At 59.2% G+C, this 15918-nt stretch carries 20 protein-coding genes; 13 read left to right on the plus strand and 7 right to left on the minus strand.

The window, feature by feature from the left end; all coding sequences use genetic code 11:
• Positions 1–3 precede the first annotated feature (3 nt).
• From BM151_RS20350 to BM151_RS20370, 5 genes are all read left to right on the plus strand, one after another.
• Entirely contained in the window at positions 4–939 is a 936-nt protein-coding gene (locus BM151_RS20350) for a c-type cytochrome (RefSeq protein WP_009573639.1), read from the plus strand.
• 56 nt (positions 940–995) lie between these two features.
• Positions 996–2390: a multicopper oxidase family protein gene (locus BM151_RS20355; RefSeq protein WP_028095398.1), complete on the plus strand. Its 1395-nt coding sequence runs from the start codon at positions 996–998 to the stop codon at positions 2388–2390.
• Entirely contained in the window at positions 2387–2857 is a 471-nt protein-coding gene (locus BM151_RS20360; RefSeq protein WP_009573641.1) for a c-type cytochrome, read from the plus strand. Before BM151_RS20355 ends, BM151_RS20360 begins: the two co-directional genes overlap by 4 nt.
• Positions 2858–2862: 5 nt before the next feature.
• Entirely contained in the window at positions 2863–3591 is a 729-nt protein-coding gene (locus BM151_RS20365; RefSeq protein WP_028095397.1) for a DsbA family protein, read from the plus strand.
• A gap of 118 nt (positions 3592–3709) precedes the next feature.
• Positions 3710–4030, plus strand: a complete 321-nt coding sequence (locus tag BM151_RS20370) for a YnfA family protein (RefSeq protein WP_009573643.1) — start codon at positions 3710–3712, stop codon at positions 4028–4030.
• A gap of 88 nt (positions 4031–4118) precedes the next feature.
• On the opposite strand, the gene BM151_RS20375 is transcribed toward BM151_RS20370, so the two are convergent.
• Positions 4119–4316: a heavy-metal-associated domain-containing protein gene (locus BM151_RS20375; protein ID WP_009573644.1), complete on the minus strand. Its 198-nt coding sequence runs from the start codon at positions 4314–4316 to the stop codon at positions 4119–4121.
• Between the two features lie 174 nt (positions 4317–4490).
• Here BM151_RS20375 and BM151_RS20380 point away from each other — a divergent pair, with 174 nt between their 5' ends.
• Together BM151_RS20380 and cueR are read left to right on the plus strand one after the other, a co-directional pair.
• On the plus strand, positions 4491–6995 hold the full coding sequence (locus tag BM151_RS20380) for a heavy metal translocating P-type ATPase (RefSeq protein WP_038068303.1): 2505 nt from the start codon (positions 4491–4493) through the stop codon (positions 6993–6995).
• A 12-nt stretch (positions 6996–7007) separates the two neighbouring features.
• Positions 7008–7412 carry a Cu(I)-responsive transcriptional regulator gene (gene cueR / locus BM151_RS20385; protein ID WP_038068304.1) on the plus strand — a complete coding sequence of 135 codons (405 nt, stop codon included), beginning with the start codon at positions 7008–7010 and terminating at the stop codon, positions 7410–7412.
• 55 nt (positions 7413–7467) lie between these two features.
• On the opposite strand, the gene BM151_RS21915 is transcribed toward cueR, so the two are convergent.
• From BM151_RS21915 to BM151_RS20410, 5 genes are read right to left on the minus strand one after another with little or no spacing between them, the layout of a single operon-like run.
• Positions 7468–7755: a copper-binding protein gene (locus BM151_RS21915; RefSeq protein WP_009574142.1), complete on the minus strand. Its 288-nt coding sequence runs from the start codon at positions 7753–7755 to the stop codon at positions 7468–7470.
• Positions 7756–7778: 23 nt separating this feature from the next.
• Positions 7779–8255 (minus strand): cupredoxin domain-containing protein, encoded by a 477-nt coding sequence (locus tag BM151_RS21920; protein ID WP_009574143.1) that lies wholly within the window; start codon positions 8253–8255, stop codon positions 7779–7781.
• A 26-nt stretch (positions 8256–8281) separates the two neighbouring features.
• Positions 8282–9649, minus strand: a complete 1368-nt coding sequence (locus tag BM151_RS20400; RefSeq protein ID WP_090062997.1) for a multicopper oxidase family protein — start codon at positions 9647–9649, stop codon at positions 8282–8284.
• Complete coding sequence (locus BM151_RS20405; protein WP_009574145.1) at positions 9646–11046, minus strand: TolC family protein; 1401 nt, start codon at positions 11044–11046, stop codon at positions 9646–9648. The genes BM151_RS20400 and BM151_RS20405 overlap by 4 nt, the downstream gene beginning before the upstream one ends.
• Complete coding sequence (locus BM151_RS20410; RefSeq protein ID WP_009574146.1) at positions 11043–11258, minus strand: hypothetical protein; 216 nt, start codon at positions 11256–11258, stop codon at positions 11043–11045. Before BM151_RS20410 ends, BM151_RS20405 begins: the two co-directional genes overlap by 4 nt.
• A 313-nt stretch (positions 11259–11571) precedes the next feature.
• Between BM151_RS20410 and BM151_RS21790 the strand changes: the two genes are divergently transcribed.
• Complete coding sequence (locus BM151_RS21790) at positions 11572–11742, plus strand: hypothetical protein (protein WP_156022758.1); 171 nt, start codon at positions 11572–11574, stop codon at positions 11740–11742.
• A 167-nt stretch (positions 11743–11909) separates the two neighbouring features.
• Here BM151_RS21790 and BM151_RS20415 read toward each other — a convergent pair whose 3' ends face one another.
• Positions 11910–12068, minus strand: a complete 159-nt coding sequence (locus tag BM151_RS20415; protein WP_009574147.1) for a hypothetical protein — start codon at positions 12066–12068, stop codon at positions 11910–11912.
• Positions 12069–12382: 314 nt separating this feature from the next.
• On the opposite strand from BM151_RS20415, the gene BM151_RS20420 reads away from it, so the two are divergent.
• The 5 genes from BM151_RS20420 to BM151_RS20440 form a co-directional block, all read left to right on the plus strand.
• Complete coding sequence (locus BM151_RS20420; RefSeq protein ID WP_010138156.1) at positions 12383–12709, plus strand: hypothetical protein; 327 nt, start codon at positions 12383–12385, stop codon at positions 12707–12709.
• Positions 12666–13349, plus strand: a complete 684-nt coding sequence (locus BM151_RS20425) for a lytic transglycosylase domain-containing protein (protein WP_090063003.1) — start codon at positions 12666–12668, stop codon at positions 13347–13349. Before BM151_RS20420 ends, BM151_RS20425 begins: the two co-directional genes overlap by 44 nt.
• Positions 13346–13636 carry a TrbC/VirB2 family protein gene (locus BM151_RS20430; RefSeq protein WP_054540759.1) on the plus strand — a complete coding sequence of 97 codons (291 nt, stop codon included), beginning with the start codon at positions 13346–13348 and terminating at the stop codon, positions 13634–13636. Before BM151_RS20425 ends, BM151_RS20430 begins: the two co-directional genes overlap by 4 nt.
• 9 nt (positions 13637–13645) lie before the next feature.
• The gene (locus tag BM151_RS20435) at positions 13646–13924 is read left to right on the plus strand and encodes a VirB3 family type IV secretion system protein (RefSeq protein ID WP_009574151.1); all 279 of its coding nucleotides are present in this window, start codon (positions 13646–13648) and stop codon (positions 13922–13924) included.
• The coding region (locus BM151_RS20440) for a VirB4 family type IV secretion/conjugal transfer ATPase (RefSeq protein WP_090063006.1) at positions 13914–15918 on the plus strand (2005 nt) is incomplete at its 3' end. The genes BM151_RS20435 and BM151_RS20440, both read left to right, overlap by 11 nt.

The raw sequence follows: 15918 nt of genomic DNA on the forward strand, positions 1-15918 counted from the left end.
CGGATGAAAAAACTGGTCTTTGCTGCAGGGGCGCTTTGCGCCCTTGTGGTCGGCGGCCTTGTGATCTGGCCGATTGGCAAGGTGCCCGCGTCGATCACGCAAACGGGTGATGTCCAGCGCGGCGCCTATTTGGCTCGCGTATCCGGGTGCATTTCATGCCACACCAATTCAGAGGCTGGCGGCGCCGCACTCGCAGGCGGCGCGGGGCTGGCGACAGATTTTGGCACGTTTTTTCCGCCCAATCTGACGACAGACAAAGAGAACGGCATCGGGGGGTGGACGGTTGAGCAGTTCGCCAAGGCGGTTCGCCAGGGCATTAGTCCTAGCGGAGAGCCGTATTATCCCGCTTTTTCCTATCCGTTCTATGCGGATTTCACGGATCAGGACATTGCCGACCTTTGGGCAGCTTTCCAGACCGTGCCACCAGTCGCCGAGGCAGCGCTTGAGCATGATGTCAAGTTTCCTTTCGATCAGAGATGGGGCCTGAAGCTATGGCGGGCGGCCTATCTCTACGATCCACCCACGGAACCCATTGACGAGAAAAACGCACAATGGAACCGCGGTCGCGAGCTGGTTCGAGGTGCAGCACATTGCGGTGCTTGCCACACGCCACGCAATATCGGAGGCGGGCGCCTGCTTGACGCGGTTTTTGCTGGAAATGAGGCATTGCCAGGGGGGAGCAAGGCGCCTTCGATCACGCCGAACTCTCTGGCGGAACGCGGCTGGACCGTTTCCAACCTCGCCTATGCGTTGCGTACTGGCGTGACGCCGTCAGGCGACGCTTTCGGCGGCAGCATGGTGGAGGTCGTGCAGGGCAATACGCGCTTTTTGTCCCCCGATGATCTGGAAGCGATGGCCGTGTACTTGCTTGATGGTGACGAACCTCGAGCCGACCGGGTCGCTCAGGGCGAGGGCGCCGCTGCTAATAAAGACATGTGACTGCAATAGAGACAATGTGTGAGCCAAAACTGGCTCGCACAACAAACGAGAACGAAATGACACACACCAGAAGAGCATTCATTCAATCGGGGTTGGCAATGAGTGCGTTGAGCTTCTTCCCCAAGGCCGGATCTGCAGCCACCCCTGAATTTCAGGTGATGACAGCGCAAAGTGGCGCCGTACAACTCGCCCCTCCGGACTACCCCAAGACGGAGATTTGGGGCTATGACGGAAAGTTTCCTGGCCCCGTGATCCGTGTTCGGCAGGGCGCGCGTCTTCAACGTCGGCTCGTCAACAAGTTGCCGCAGGCGACGTCCCTGCACTGGCATGGCGTGCGGATATCAAATGCGATGGACGGCGTGGCCGGGCTCACCCAAGATGCCATCCCCACAGGCGAAACCTTCGACTACGATTTTGCCGTTCCAGATGCAGGAACTTTTTGGTTTCACGCGCATAATCGCTCCGTCGAACAGGTCGCTCGTGGGCTCTACGGAGCGTTGATCGTCGAAGAACCGATAGCCCCGGATGTTGATCGCGATGAAGTCCTTATTCTTGACGATTGGCTCCTCAACCCGGAGACCGCACAACTCGACCCAGATTTTGAAGCCGTTCATGATCGTAGCCATGCAGGCCGACGTGGCAACTTTGTCGCCACCAACGGAAGCTTCAATTCTACGCTCAACGTGAGCCAGGGTGAGCGGATGCGGCTTCGGTTGATCAACGCGGCAAATGCCAGGATCTTTGTTTTGGGCCTGTCAGGTCTAAAGGGGTGGGTGATGGCGTTCGACGGAATGCCACTGGTGACGCCGAGTGAGATCAGCGAACCGATCATCCTTGGGCCGGGCCAACGAGCGGATTTGTTTGTCGACGTCATTGCGGATGAAGGGGAAAGTGCTCATCTGGTGCGGCTTGAAGACGGCCAGGGATTTGCCCAAACCGAGTTTCGCGTGACCGGCACTTTGGCCTCCGCTGTGCGGGATGTCCCCCAAGTTCTGCCACCGAACCCTAATATGGATGTGCCGGGACTGGAGCAGGCGAGACGCATCAGGCTCAACATGGAAGGCGGGGCAATGGGCAACCTTGACGCAGCCATACTTGAGGGTGAGCGAAAAACGTTCCGCCAACTGGTCGACGCGAACCAGTTCTGGGCTTTCAATGGTACCGTGGGCATGACCGAGAAGCCACTGGCTAGCCTGTCACGCGGTGAAACAGCGCGAGTGGAGATCTACAACGATACATCCTTCCCCCACGCCATGCATTTGCACGGGATGCATTTCCGGGAGGTGCTGGAGGGCGGTGAAGTTGGTCCCCTGCGGGATACCTTGCTGATGTTCGGTGGCGAGACTCGCGAGATCGCCTTCGTTGCCGACAATCCGGGAAAGTGGCTGTTTCACTGTCACATGCTCTCGCACGCGGCATCCGGCATGATGACGTGGCTGGAGGTCGCATGAGATCAGCTTACCTGGCGGTAATTTCATCCATTGGCCTGATTGGGCTAGGTGCAACCTGGTGGTTCAGCGGCAATGCCTCCCAGGGTTCTTCCCCGTTTGACGACGTCAATATCGAACTGGGGCAAGCTCTCTATTCTGAAAACTGTGCGTCCTGCCATGGCGCCAATCTCGAAGGGCAACCAGACTGGCGAAGCCCTGGTTCAGATGGCCGCCTGCCCGCGCCGCCGCATGATCGCAACGGTCATACCTGGCACCATAGTGACCAGATTTTGTTCTCCTACACCAAGCTCGGGGGGGCGGAACTGATGCGACAACAGGGCTCAGATTTCGACAGTGGCATGCCGGGCTTCGCCGGCAAACTCACAGATCAGGAAATTTGGAACATTCTCGGCTTCATTAAGTCGACCTGGCCAGAGCGAGAGCGCAATGCTCAGGCCGCACGCACAGCAGCAGAACAAGAGGGATAATGGACATGATTTTCAGAAATTTGATGCTCGTATCGTCATTTGCCTTACTTCCAATGGCAGTGCAGGCCGCAGACCTGGACGAAGCGCGGGTCAAGGAACTTGTATATGAGGCTATCCGCGAGAATCCGCAAATCATCATGGAAGCAGTCGAAATACTTCAACGTCAGGACGCCGAAGCCCAGGCACAAGCGCAGGCAACCGTCTTGCGCGATCAGCGACAATTGCTCGAGCAAGACCCGAATGCACCGGTTCTCGGCAATCCCGATGGGGATGTGACCGTTATCGAATTTTTCGATTACAACTGCCCATATTGTCGCCGCGCTATGCCGGAAGTTCTGGCACTGCTGGAGGCTGACCCCAATGTGCGTCTGGTCTATCGCGAATGGCCAATTCTCGGGGACGGATCCGTGTTTGCAACCAAAGCTGCACTCGCATCGCGGCTGCAAGGCAAGTATGAGGCATTCCACTGGGCCCTAATGGGTATGAACGGCCGGGCGGAAGAAGCAAGCGTTCTCAGGATAGCACAAGAGGTCGGTCTCGACATCGAACGCCTTCAAACTGACATGGAGCGCCCCGAAATTGAAGAGCATATCGCGACCTCGATGCGGTTGACGCAGTCGCTCGGCTTCAGTGGCACGCCTTCATTTGTGATCGGCGACAATCTGGTTCCAGGCTTCGTGGAAAGCGATAAGCTCACGGAACTGGTCGACAACGTGCGGGCGTCGGCAAACTAGCACTCTGCGGTGGGTTCTGACATCACGCCCGATGAGCAATGATGCAGGCGAATGAGTCGGAGCCCCTACAGACCAAAAGACCTAGGCACGGCCTACCACTGAAAGAGGCGGCGAGAAGATGACTTACCTTTGGTATCTTATTGCTGCCTTTGCCGAGATCGCTGGATGTTTTGCTTTCTGGGCATGGTTGCGGCTCGATCGTTCGCCGCTTTTGGTCGGGCCAGGTCTGGTAAGTTTGGCACTCTTCGCATGGCTTTTGACGCGCGCAGAAAGCGAAATGGCCGGTCGGGCATATGCAGCTTACGGGGGCGTCTACATAGCGGCGTCCATGATCTGGATGTGGCTAGTGGAGGGGAGCCGACCGGACCGCTGGGACATTGCAGGCATTCTTCTTTGCCTCCTAGGCAGTGCTCTCATCCTGTTGCCTTCGCGCTCATGATCTGCGGAACCTCAGAAAACCAGGCAAATCCGTCGCTAGAAATCGCTAGGTCATCGCACCCGTCACGACGGGTGCGATGACCCATAGATTAGGCAGTCACGGTATTTTCGTACCCAGCTTCACGAAGCAGGGCCGTCAGCCGTTCTGTTGACAGTGCACCTTCAACAGAAACCGTGCGGGCCGGAATGTCGCAAGATACGCTCGCATTTGCGTCAGCTGCCTTGATCGCCTTTTCGATCGTACTGGTGCAATGACCACAACTCATGTCGGGAACGTTGAATTTCATGTCGATGTCTCCTCTGTGACAGCTTGTTCAGTGCAGATGGGGCTTCCAGTGGGGGGAAGGTCAAGGGTCTCCGTAGATTTTTAAAGCGAAGCCAGGAAAGTTCAAATTGGGTATTGACCTTCCAGTCACTGGAACTCCTATTTGGGGTGTCAAATGGGATTCCAGGAGACTGAAATGACAGATCAATCCAAAGTGACACTCTCGATTGAAGGAATGTCTTGCGCCTCATGCGTAGGGCGCGTGGATCGGGGCCTAGCCGCGTTGAGGGGAATATCCGATGTCTCGGTGAACCTCGCGAACGAGACTGCGCGTTTCAGCGTGGATGGTTCGTCCCACCTGCAAGATGCGGTCCAAGCCCTGAAAGATCTCGGGTATCCAGCGCGAACGGCATCCGTGACGCTGAACATCGCGTCCATGTCATGTGCTTCTTGTGTCGGGCGCGTCGATAAGGCACTTGCCTCGGTTCCCGGCGTGTTGGAGGTCAACGTTAATCTTGCGGCGGAAAATGCGCGCATCACATATCTTGAGGGCATGACCGACCCTGTGGCCCTCATCCGTGCATCCGAGCAAGCCGGATATCCAGCCAGCGTGGCCGAGGCCACGGCAACACAGGATCGCACTTCGCGAAAAGAAGAGGAAGCGCGCGGGTTGGCACGCCGGGTGGCACTGGCCGCAGCACTCGCTTTGCCGGTTTTCCTGATGGAAATGGGCGGGCACCTGATCCCGGCCGTGCATATGGCGATCAACAATACCATAGGACAGCAGGCCAGCTGGTTGATCCAGTTCATCCTCACAACGGCTGTGCTCATTGGGCCCGGCCGACAGTTCTATCTGAAAGGGTTTCCGGCCTTGCTGAAAGGTGCTCCAGACATGAACAGTCTGGTCGCCGTCGGCACAGGCGCAGCTTATCTTTATTCAGTTGTCGCAACGTTCTTCCCGTCGCTGATGCCCGAGGCCGTCCGCGCTGTCTACTTCGAGGCCGCCGCGGTCATCGTGGTCCTGATCCTGATCGGGCGCTGGCTCGAAGCGCGAGCGAAAGGGCGAACAGGGGCTGCAATCGAGAAGCTGCTCGGCCTACAGGCTCGTACGGCGCGTATTTTGCGTGACGGCGATGCGGTCGAGGTCGAGATCGATGCCTTGCGCACCGGAGATCTGATTGTTGTGCGCCCCGGAGAACGACTCGCCGTGGACGGTGAGGTTGTGGACGGCGAAAGCCATGTCGATGAAAGCATGATCACCGGGGAACCCGTGCCGGTCGGCAAGTCGGCTGGTGATCCTGTCACGGGCGGTACGGTCAATGGCGCGGGCAGTCTGACCTATAAAGCAACGCGTGTTGGTGCGGATACCACGTTGTCCCAAATCATCCGCATGGTCGAAGATGCGCAGGGCGCCAAGCTCCCCATTCAAGGGTTGGTGGATCGGATCACGCTTTGGTTCGTCCCCGCTGTGATGACCCTCGCCGCCTTGACGATCCTTGTCTGGCTAATATTCGGCCCTGATCCCGCCCTCACCTATGCGCTGGTCGCGGGTGTCTCAGTTCTCATCATTGCTTGTCCCTGCGCGATGGGACTGGCGACGCCGACGTCGATCATGGTCGGGACCGGTCGCGCTGCTGAAATGGGCGTGTTGTTCCGCAAGGGGGATGCTCTGCAAGCATTGGGGGACGTCAAGGTTGTCGCTCTGGACAAGACCGGCACCGTCACCGCCGGACGTCCCGCGCTGACCGACCTTGTGCTGGCGGAAGGAGCCGAGCGCTGCACCGTTCTTGCGGCAGTCGCATCGGTCGAAGCCAGATCAGAACACCCGATCGCCGAAGCTATCGTGCGCGGCGCGCAGGCGGAAAACATCAGACTGTCGGAACCGAGCGCGTTTACTTCGATTACAGGGTATGGCGTGCGCGCCATCGTTGACGGGGCCGAGGTTGTTGTCGGAGCTGACCGAATGATGCAGCGCGAAGGGATCGATCTTGGTGAACTCGCAGAGGCTGAAACTATGCTCGCACGGCAAGGTCGCACCGCACTCTTCGCCGCAATCAATGGCAAGGCGGTGGCTGCGATTGGCGTCGCCGATCCGGTCAAACCCTCGAGCCGAGCCGCGATTGCCGCACTGCACAGTCTGGGTTTGAAGGTGGCAATGATTACCGGCGACAAACGCGAAACGGCAGAAGCAATTGCCGAAGAGACTGGTATCGACCACGTGATCGCGGGGGTCTTGCCCGACGGCAAGGTGGCGGCACTGGAAAATCTGCGCCAGCAGGGCACATTGGCCTTTGTTGGCGATGGCATCAACGATGCACCCGCGCTCGCCCACGCGGATGTTGGCATCGCCATCGGCACTGGCACGGATGTGGCGATCGAAAGCGCAGATGTCGTATTGATGTCCGGTGATCTTCGCGGCGTTGTGAACGCTTTCGAGATCTCGCGACACACCATGCGAAACATCAAACAGAACCTTGGTTGGGCCTTTGGTTACAATGTGGCTTTGATACCCTTGGCCGCCGGAGCGCTTTATCCGAGTTTCGCCGTGCTGCTGTCACCGGTCGTCGCTGCCGGTGCGATGGCACTTAGCTCGGTCTTTGTCTTGACGAACGCCTTGCGGCTGCGGCGCGTAAGACCGGCGATGGACGAGCGCCAAGAGTCTGGGCGGGTGGAGGACTTCGCCCCCGTCCCGGCCGAGTGAGAGGAGGCAGAAATGAACATTGGTGATGTTGCCGAGCGGTCAGGAGTGCCGGCCAAGACCATTCGCTACTATGAGGATATCGGTCTAGTAACACCTTTGCGCGCTGCAAACGGGTATCGAAGCTTCAGAGAGATCGATTTTCATAAGCTGGCATTCATCGGACGAGCGCGAGCCTTGGGATTTACAATCGAAGACTGCCGTACGCTTTTGGCGCTCTATAACGATGACAATCGAGAAAGTGCGCAGGTAAAGGCCGTCGCAGAGGAGCACCTGCGCCAGATTGATGAAAAGATCTCTAAACTCATGTCGATGAAAGAAACTCTTTCGTCTCTCGTGCACCAGTGTGCTGGCGATCACCGACCGGATTGTCCAATTCTTGCGGATCTTTCTGTCGTAGACGACGCAACTTTCTCATGATCTCCGACGACGAATGAAATCGCGCGCCCTGCGAGACAGGGCGCGCGACCTGTAGTTACTGCACCAGCTCTGTAATAGTCAGCTTGCCATTCACACGGTCGGCAACGAAGTTGATCTGTGCGCCTTCACTCAGCCCTTCCAGCATCGCGGGATCGGCGAGAACGAAGACCATTTTCATTGCTGGCATGTCGAGGTTTTCCAGCGGGCCATGGTCGACAGTAATCTTGTTCCACTTGGCATCGATCTTGGTCACCGTGCCCGAGGACATGGCACTATCGCTAGCAGCAATTGCAGTTCCAGCGGTCATCAGAAGGGCAGCGGCGAGCGTCAAAAATTTGGTCATGATTGGTTTCCTTTGATTTGAGATCAGTTGACAGTAAGGGCGCCGTGCATGCCGCCTTCATAGTGGCCGGGCAGCAGGCAGGCGAATTCGAAGTTGCCGGCCTTGTTGAAAGTCCAAAGGATCTCCGCCTCTTCACCTGGTTCAAGGCGCACAGCGTTAGGGTCGTCATGTTCCATCTCAGGGAACTTGGCCATCAGCTCTTTGTGTTCAGCGTTTTGTGCCATCGAATCCATCACGAACTCGTGGGTTTCCTCACCCATGTTCGTGATGCGCAGGCGCACGGTTTCACCCTCAGAAAAAGTCATTTCCGAGGAGGGTTCGAAGACGAACGGTGCGTCCTTGTCGTAGTCCTCACGCATTATCACATCGATGGTTCGCGTGGGTTCATGGCCATGCATCGCAGGCATGCCGATGGCCATTTGACCGTTGCCGTGCCCGGCGTCCGCAATTGCGAGGGCGGGAATCAGGGCCAGCCCCAATGTCAAAAGTGCAGTTTTCATGAGCGTGTTTCTCCTGTGCTCTGGCATCAGCCCTGCCGCACGCCGCCGCGCGGCGTGATCACGGTTTTCGGACTGGTGTTGTATGCATGTTCGGGCAGCTCGCCCGTCCATTCGTAGGCCTGTGTTCCGGGCGGGTTGTCGTACCAGCCAGGATCGCTGTAATCGTCGCGGTCGATGCCCTCGCGAACCTTCACCACGCTAAACATGCCACCCATTTCCAATGGGCCATGCGGCCCCCATCCGGTCATCATCGGCACGGTGTTCTCGGGGATCTCCATCGACATCTCGCCCATATCCGCCATACCCGCCGTGCCCATCGGCATGTAGCCAGGCTGCTGGCGGCGGATCATTTGGGTCAGGCGGGACTTGTCGGCGCCAATAAATGTAGGGATGTCGTGGCCCATAGCATTCATGGTGTGGTGCGACTTGTGGCAGTGGATCGCCCAGTCACCTTCGTGAATCGCGTCGAACTCGTAGGCGCGCATGGCGCCTACAGGAATGTCGATCGAGACCTCGGGCCAACGGGCACTTTCCGGCACCCAGCCTCCGTCAGTACAGGTGACCTGAAAGTCATAGCCATGCATGTGAATTGGGTGGTTGGTCATCGTCAGGTTGCCACAACGCACACGGACACGGTCCCCCTTGTTGACCACCAGAGGATCGATGTCCGGGAAGATCCGGCTGTTCCAGGTCCACATGTTGAAATTGGTCATCTCGGCCACGCGCGGGATGTAGGTCCCCGGGTCGATGTCATAGGCCCCAAGGAGGAACGCGAAATCCCGGTCCACCGGCATGAACGCCGGGTCGCGCGGATGCACGATGAAGAGCCCCATCATGCCCATGGCCATCTGTACCATCTCGTCCGCATGCGGGTGGTACATGAAGGTGCCGGACTTGATGAGGTCGAACTCGTAGACGAAGGTCTTACCCGGCGGGATGCCGGGATGCGACAAACCACCAACTCCATCCATTCCCGATGGCAGGATCAGTCCGTGCCAATGCACGCTGGTATGTTCCGGAAGACGGTTGGTTACGTAAATACGCACCCGCTCGCCTTCGACCGCTTCGATTGTGGGTCCGGTGGATTGGCCATTGTAGCCCCAGAGCCGCGCAATCATCCCGTCCGCCATAATCCTTTCAACAGGCTCTGCAACGAGGTGGAACTCCTTTACATCTCCGTTCATGCGATACGGCAAAGACCATCCGTTCAGTGTTACAACGGGGTTGTAGTCGAACCGATCCGAAGGCCTTGGGGGAACTTGTGTATAGGGGCTGTCGGTAAAGGCGGCCTCGGGCAGATCGCGAAAGCGTGTTTGCGCGGCCCCGGCGTTCGCCAGCACAGCTCCAGCGCTCGCGGTCAATCCCGCGCCCAGTAATTGACGACGGTTCATCATTCTTCGCTACCTCCGGTCAGAGTAATTGCCCCGCCCCAAATCGCCGCGGTCGCGTCTGTTTCGGCAAGCCAGTAGTCACGTTTCGCTTCTGCGGCAGAGAGGCGCGAAGCGAGCCCCTCCTGGGCATCAGCGATCAATTCAAAGGTCGAGGTCAGCATGCCGTTGTAGGACAGCAGCGCTTCGTCATCGATCTGGCGTCGCAGAGGCAAAACAGAGTCGCGCCAATGCCGCGCGATGCTATGGCGACCGGTGATGGCCCTATAGGCCATGCGTGCGTCCGAACGCGCATCGACGGCCTGCTGGGCCAGCCTGTTCGCTGCCTGCAGATAGGCCATGCGGCCACGCTTCGACACCAGCGGACCGGTGTCGTAGAGCGGGATCTCGAAATCTAGAGCAAGCGCTGGATTGGCCTCGGTTTCTCCGGCTGCACGTTCCAGGTCGAAACCAGCCACCAACTGGACGTCCGAGACCATACGGGTTTGCCCGGTCAGACGGTAGTCCAGCGCGAGCGCCTCGAGTTCCAGCTTTCCAGATGCCAGGTCTACGCGGTTTGCCAGTGCCAGCTGTTCGATATTTCCTGCAACGCGCGGGCCACCAGGCAAGGCGGGCAGCGAGTCCGGCACGAATACAGTGGTGTCGCTACCCCAAAGCCCCATCAGCCGAAGCAGTTTTTCTTTGGCCAATTGCGCCTCCAATTGGGCGGCTGCACGTTCGGCGGCAAGCTCAGCAGTAAAGGCATGCTCCCTTGCTTGATCGGCCTTGCTCATCGCGCCGGTACGGCCCAGTTGCACAGCAAGTTCGGACGCTGCCTCGGCAGTGCCCTGAGTTTGAGCGATCAGTGCAGCGGCTTCGAAAGCGCCAACCGCCTCAATCCAGGCCCGGCGGGTTTCAACGGCCAAGTCTATCGTGTCGGCGAGCGCAGCAAGTTCGGATTGTCTGAAGCGAATCTCCGCAAGTTGGGTCCGCGGTGCGGATGTTGCCACGTCGAGCAGGGAGTTGATTAATGTTGCCTCAAGTGTGCGAGTGACATCGCCAGCCAACCCGGAGATTGACACACCGATCGAGGGCACCGGCCCCATAGCCACTTCCCATAAGTCAGTTGAGGACAGACCTAGCTCAGCGAAGCTGGCTTGAAGTGCGGGACTGCTTATCAGGGCAACCTGCACTGCGGTGTCGGCGCTGACGGTCTTACCATGCACCATGGCGTGAACCCTCTTGCGCGTTTCCTCAAGGTCCGCGGCAGACAGGTTCCAGATCGGTGTGGCCCCTAGAGCCTGGCGTGCACCCGTCTCGACACTGCCAAAGCCCGCGCGATCTGGTTTTGCACGCTCAAGAACGGCAGGACTGGCGCAGGCGGACACCAGCAACATGGACCCCATGAGAAGAGGCAGTTTCATTCGCCACCCTCCCGTTGTTCATCATTCAGCATCCGCCATTCGGCCGGTTCTCCGACCGAGTAGCCCGCGTAAGCAACAACAGGCCCGGGTTGCGCAGACGCGACCACAGGCGATGTAACCGCCGCCGTAAGCGCTGGCACGGTTTCAAGTTCAGGAAGCGCCGAGCAGGCGGCCCCGAACAGCGGCAAGGATGCCGCAAGCAGAATTTTCACTTAGATTTCCTCGAAATGTCAGATGCAGATGGTCGCAGTCAAACTGCGGCTACAGGTGCATCAGGCGCGAGGAGGGCGCCGCAAACCTTCGGGTGTGGCCGAACGGACTAGGGACGCAATATCCCAGGACCGGAGGGAAACATTAGCGGACTGCTTTGTGCAACTTTCGGCACCTACGAAGTCACCGACCACGCAGATATGTGACGCACAGTGGTCTGCTCCATGGTCGATATCTGCAGCCGGAATGTCCGTTTCATGATGGTGGCGCTCGTTTGAAGACTCCTGAGCGACTTGTTCAACAGAGCACGAAACCATGGCTGATGCATTGGACGGCATCAGGGTCACTGCCACCAATATGGAGGCAATCTGGAGTATCCCAAAAACGGCCCGAATCCTGTACATCATTTTTGAAGCTGTATTGCTGAAACAAAATGTCGGCAAGTCACCAAAACGTGTGGGCAAATTTTTCATACATTCTTCGTAGAAGTTTGAAAAAACTTCTGAAATCCTAATCGATCAATGAATGTGCGAGCGTAGATGTCGCAAGCGGTGACGACATGATCGCCCGCTTGAAAAACATCATTGCGTTGGAGACTGACGGAGCGTTGGTCTAACGGTTGATTTCTACTGGCGGCACAAACCCGTAGTCGCTTACTCGAGAGCATTCAGGAACCTAGCGTAGTCATCACTGACCTCCCTCGCCTCAACAAAGGCGCGAGCGCGCTCGGCGTCGAGACAACGGAAGTAGTCCTGCACATCGGCAATGTAGGCCTCGAAATCGCTTCTGATCAGATCGGCGTAGGCACGCATGTCGTCTTGCGACTGAGGCAAGAACGGTCGTTCGGGAGGTACGCAATCTGCTGCTGCGGCTATCGGCATGCTTCCAAGCAGGAACGCGAACAGCAACGGTGCGTTGCGCGCAATAAACAGCCGCAGGGCAAAACTCCTTTGCCGCCTTTAAGATTATCATTCTGTCGGCTATCACCGTTATCGGAGCAAGGCGAACTTCGTCAACACGTTATTATTGTCTTGCTATCATTAATGTTGTTTTGTATCGCTCACGGTGTTGCGACCCCGTGGGCCTGATACTGCACCCAGGCAGAACAAGGACCCAAGGGAAGGCCATGATAGAAGAAGCCCCGAATGTGGTTACAGAAGACGGACTGCGCGGCTTGCTCGCCGAGGGCTACCTCATTGAGGTGGTCTGCAAGGAGAGAGCAGAGAAGCGCCATAACAGCTGGTACGGCTCGTGGGTCATCCGCGCCGTCGCCACTGATGGGCGTGACGATAAGATGCTCGTCACCAGCCGAAGCGTCCTCAAGCTCCGCGACTTCAAAACCATCGTTGGCCTTGTCAGTTTCCTGGCCGACATGGGCTGTACGACCGCTAGCATCCCACTTGAAGAAGGTGGCCGCGAACGCCACGCCGCGCCTCCGGTCAAAGGCAGCTGACCGCGCGACTGCGCTCGTCGTTGCTTTGGGTACAGGCGTTTGTTCCGCGCCCCCGGCCCTGGCCGACGGTTTCATCTTTTCGGTTGGCCCAGACGGCCAATTGATTTCCACTTCTCAAGAGGCAAACGGGCGCCTTTTTCTCTTCGCAGAACCTCGCGTTCCTGGCGCCACTGTCGAGACAGCGATCCCGGCCCGATCTGCCGCCGGCGCCACCCCAGAAATCCTCCATGCGATCGAGACCACGGCTCTACGGTATGCCGGGCATGGTGCGCTGCGTCGCGCGGGGCTTTCCGTCACTGATTGGGCGCTCCTTTACCGCGCCAACATTGAAGTCGAGAGCGCATACAATCCGGCTGCACGTAGCCCTGTCGGGGCTATAGGCCTCGGGCAGCTTATGCCGGATACCGCCCGCGACCTCGGCGTGGACCCACATGACATTGCGCAGAATCTCGACGGATCAGCCCGCTACCTGCTGATGATGCTCGACCAGTTCGGCGAGGGCTCTCTGGCCCTTGCGGCATACAACGCTGGTCCGGAGGCGGTCACACGCCACGGCGGCATTCCCCCTTTTCGCGAAACCCAAGGGCATGTGGCCCGTGTGACTGCCGTGTTTGAGCGGCTCAGAGGAGATCTTTCATGACATCGAGACCTTCGATCGTCGCGCTCGGCGCGATGGCCCTTATCGTGCTGGCGGGTCCAGCGCTTGCACAGAGCATCGACCTCTCGCCGGTACAGACCCTGCTTCAAGGAATTGTCGATGCGATCACCGGTCCCTTGGGGATCGTGATTGGCACGCTCGCACTGATCGGGGTGTTCCTTTCCTGGCTCTTTGGCATCCTCGACTTTCGTCAGGCGCTCTGGGTCGTGGTTGCAATCGCGGGCATCGCCGCAGCACCCACCATCGTCGCCGCCATCTGGACCACCTGAGCTCTATCCATGGCTGACCAGTCCCGCGTGTTCATCGGTCTTCTCAGGCCACCCAAGCTGATGGGCTTGCCGATCATGTACGCCATGGTCTGGCTCTTCGGCTCGACGCTTCTATTCCTCTGGGTGCAGAGCTGGGTGGTGGCTGTGTTCGCGGGGCTGGCCTGGCCGGCGCTTTGGAAAGCCGCAGACTGGGATCCGAATTTCCTCGATGTCCTGGTGATCACCCTGCAGGAAACCCCGCCGACCACGAACCGCAAGCTGCACGGAGGCGACAGCTATGCCCCGTGATGGAATTGCCGATGCGGTTGAGAACGCCATCGATCCGCTGACCGCGCTACCCGCATGGGTCAAGGGCGAGAAGCGGCTCTCAATGATGCTGCCCTATGTGAGCCTCGTGAACGACCGAACGATCCGGACACGCGGCAACGAGCTGATGCAATGCATCCGGCTCGAGGGGGTGAACAGCATCACGAGCGAGGACGGGCATCTCGACCGGATCGGAGGGTTGCTGGCTGGCATCGTGGCGCAGGTCGGGACCGAGTTCTCATTCTACCTGCACAAGGTCTCGAAAGCGGTCGATGTGACCCTGCCGCCCATTCCGGGCGAGGGGTTCGCTGCTGCCATCGACAAACGATGGCACGCGCATCTCGGCCGCGCGGGCTTGCGCGACAAGACGCTGACCCTGACCGTGCTGAAGCGCCCCGAGGTGAGCAGCCGCTTGCCGTTCGGACTTGGGGCGTCTCGCTCGCGACATGCGGCCGACACCACCCGCCGCTTGCGCAAGCTCGACGAGGTTGTGGGCTTTCTGCTGTCCTCCTTCGATGAGCTGAAGCCCCGCCTTCTGGCCGCAAGCACCGGCGAGCTTCTGGGCTTCCTCGGTTCACTCAACACGGGCGAGGAGCACCCGCTCTTCCCCCGGTCGCGCCTCGGTGTGATCGCCGAGGACGTAGCCAATACGCGCGTCACCTTCCGCGGCACGACCATCGCACTCTCGGACGGTGCCGTCGGCGACAAGCTCGGGGCGATCTTTGCGGTGAAGAACTACCCGGCCAAGACCGATAGCCTGATGCTCGACGAGTTGAATCTGCCCGTCGACATGGTGGTCACGCACTCTTTTGTGCCGATCAACGCCAACATTATGGCGGGCCGGATCAAGCGGCAGCTGCGGCTAATGCAGGCCGCCAATGACGGAGCCGTCAGTCTCGCCCAGGAACTGGAACTCGCGCAGGACGATCTGGAATCCAAACGCCTGATCTTCGGCGAGCACCACATGACCGTAGCTGTCTATGCGCGATCCCAGGCCGCCCTCGACGACATCGCGGCCGAAATCCGCAACATCTCCGCCACCTCCGGGATCAACCTGATCTCGGAAGCCTTCGGGGCGCGGGCGCATTTCATGGCGCAGCATCCCGGGAACACAGGGGCGCGCAGCCGCAAGGCCGCAATCACGAACCACAACTTCGCCGATCTCGCTACCTTCCACCGCACCCCGCTCGGAAAGACAGGGCGGGAAGTCCCCTGGGGCGTGCCGATCACGCTCTTTCCGACACCCGAGCGCAGTGGTTTTCGCTTCAACTTCCACGAACAGGGCGCGCCGGATCGCGAGCCCACGGGAGGCCACACGCTGATCCTCGGCCGTCCCGGCTCCGGCAAATCCGTCCTGGCGGCTTTCCTGATGACCATGGCACGGCGGGCAGGTGCGCGGGTCTTCGTATTCGACTATCGCGCGGGCATGGAGATGGCCGTCCGCGCGCTCGGCGGCAGCTATTCGACCGTGCGGGCGGGGCGCCCCACGGGCCTCAATCCGCTCCAGACCGAGATCGACGTGCGGGGCCAGGCATGGCTTGCTGATTGGCTCGCGAGCCTCTTGGAGCGGCGCGATCGACCGCTAACCCCGGTTCAGACCAACCGACTGCAGGAAGTCGTGCGCCAGAACGCCAGCGCAGGACATGCGGGTCTACGGAACTGGTCGGATTTCGCCTCGCTGCTGGTCTCGACCGATGACGAGGGCGATCTCTTCGTGCGTATGCAGGAATGGACGGCCGAGGGTCGCTACGGCTGGATCTTCGGGGCCAATGCCGAGGACAGTTTCAGCATCGATGGAGACGTCGCGGGCTTTGACCTCACCGGCATCCTCGATTCCGAGAGCGAGCGGGAACGCATGGCGGTCCTGTCCTACCTCTTCCGCCGGGTCGAGCGGGTGATCGAGGACCGCAAGCCCACCATCATCGTCATCGACGAGGCATGGAAAGCCCTCGACAACGCCTACTTTGCGGAGCGCC

Origin of the sequence: Celeribacter neptunius (genome assembly GCF_900113955.1) — a bacterium.
Classification (GTDB): Bacteria; Pseudomonadota; Alphaproteobacteria; order Rhodobacterales; family Rhodobacteraceae; genus Celeribacter; species Celeribacter neptunius.

Coding starts and splice junctions, on each gene's coding strand:
- BM151_RS20350 (WP_009573639.1), top strand. CDS start 4: ATGAAAAAACTGGTCTTTGCTGCAGGGGCGCTTTGCGCCCTTGTGGTC.
- BM151_RS20355 (WP_028095398.1), top strand. CDS start 996: ATGACACACACCAGAAGAGCATTCATTCAATCGGGGTTGGCAATGAGT.
- BM151_RS20360 (WP_009573641.1), top strand. CDS start 2,387: ATGAGATCAGCTTACCTGGCGGTAATTTCATCCATTGGCCTGATTGGG.
- BM151_RS20365 (WP_028095397.1), top strand. CDS start 2,863: ATGATTTTCAGAAATTTGATGCTCGTATCGTCATTTGCCTTACTTCCA.
- BM151_RS20370 (WP_009573643.1), top strand. CDS start 3,710: ATGACTTACCTTTGGTATCTTATTGCTGCCTTTGCCGAGATCGCTGGA.
- BM151_RS20375 (WP_009573644.1), bottom strand. CDS start 4,316: ATGAAATTCAACGTTCCCGACATGAGTTGTGGTCATTGCACCAGTACG.
- BM151_RS20380 (WP_038068303.1), top strand. CDS start 4,491: ATGACAGATCAATCCAAAGTGACACTCTCGATTGAAGGAATGTCTTGC.
- cueR (WP_038068304.1), top strand. CDS start 7,008: ATGAACATTGGTGATGTTGCCGAGCGGTCAGGAGTGCCGGCCAAGACC.
- BM151_RS21915 (WP_009574142.1), bottom strand. CDS start 7,755: ATGACCAAATTTTTGACGCTCGCCGCTGCCCTTCTGATGACCGCTGGA.
- BM151_RS21920 (WP_009574143.1), bottom strand. CDS start 8,255: ATGAAAACTGCACTTTTGACATTGGGGCTGGCCCTGATTCCCGCCCTC.
- BM151_RS20400 (WP_090062997.1), bottom strand. CDS start 9,649: ATGATGAACCGTCGTCAATTACTGGGCGCGGGATTGACCGCGAGCGCT.
- BM151_RS20405 (WP_009574145.1), bottom strand. CDS start 11,046: ATGAAACTGCCTCTTCTCATGGGGTCCATGTTGCTGGTGTCCGCCTGC.
- BM151_RS21790 (WP_156022758.1), top strand. CDS start 11,572: ATGGCTGATGCATTGGACGGCATCAGGGTCACTGCCACCAATATGGAG.
- BM151_RS20415 (WP_009574147.1), bottom strand. CDS start 12,068: ATGCGTGCCTACGCCGATCTGATCAGAAGCGATTTCGAGGCCTACATT.
- BM151_RS20420 (WP_010138156.1), top strand. CDS start 12,383: ATGATAGAAGAAGCCCCGAATGTGGTTACAGAAGACGGACTGCGCGGC.
- BM151_RS20430 (WP_054540759.1), top strand. CDS start 13,346: ATGACATCGAGACCTTCGATCGTCGCGCTCGGCGCGATGGCCCTTATC.
- BM151_RS20435 (WP_009574151.1), top strand. CDS start 13,646: ATGGCTGACCAGTCCCGCGTGTTCATCGGTCTTCTCAGGCCACCCAAG.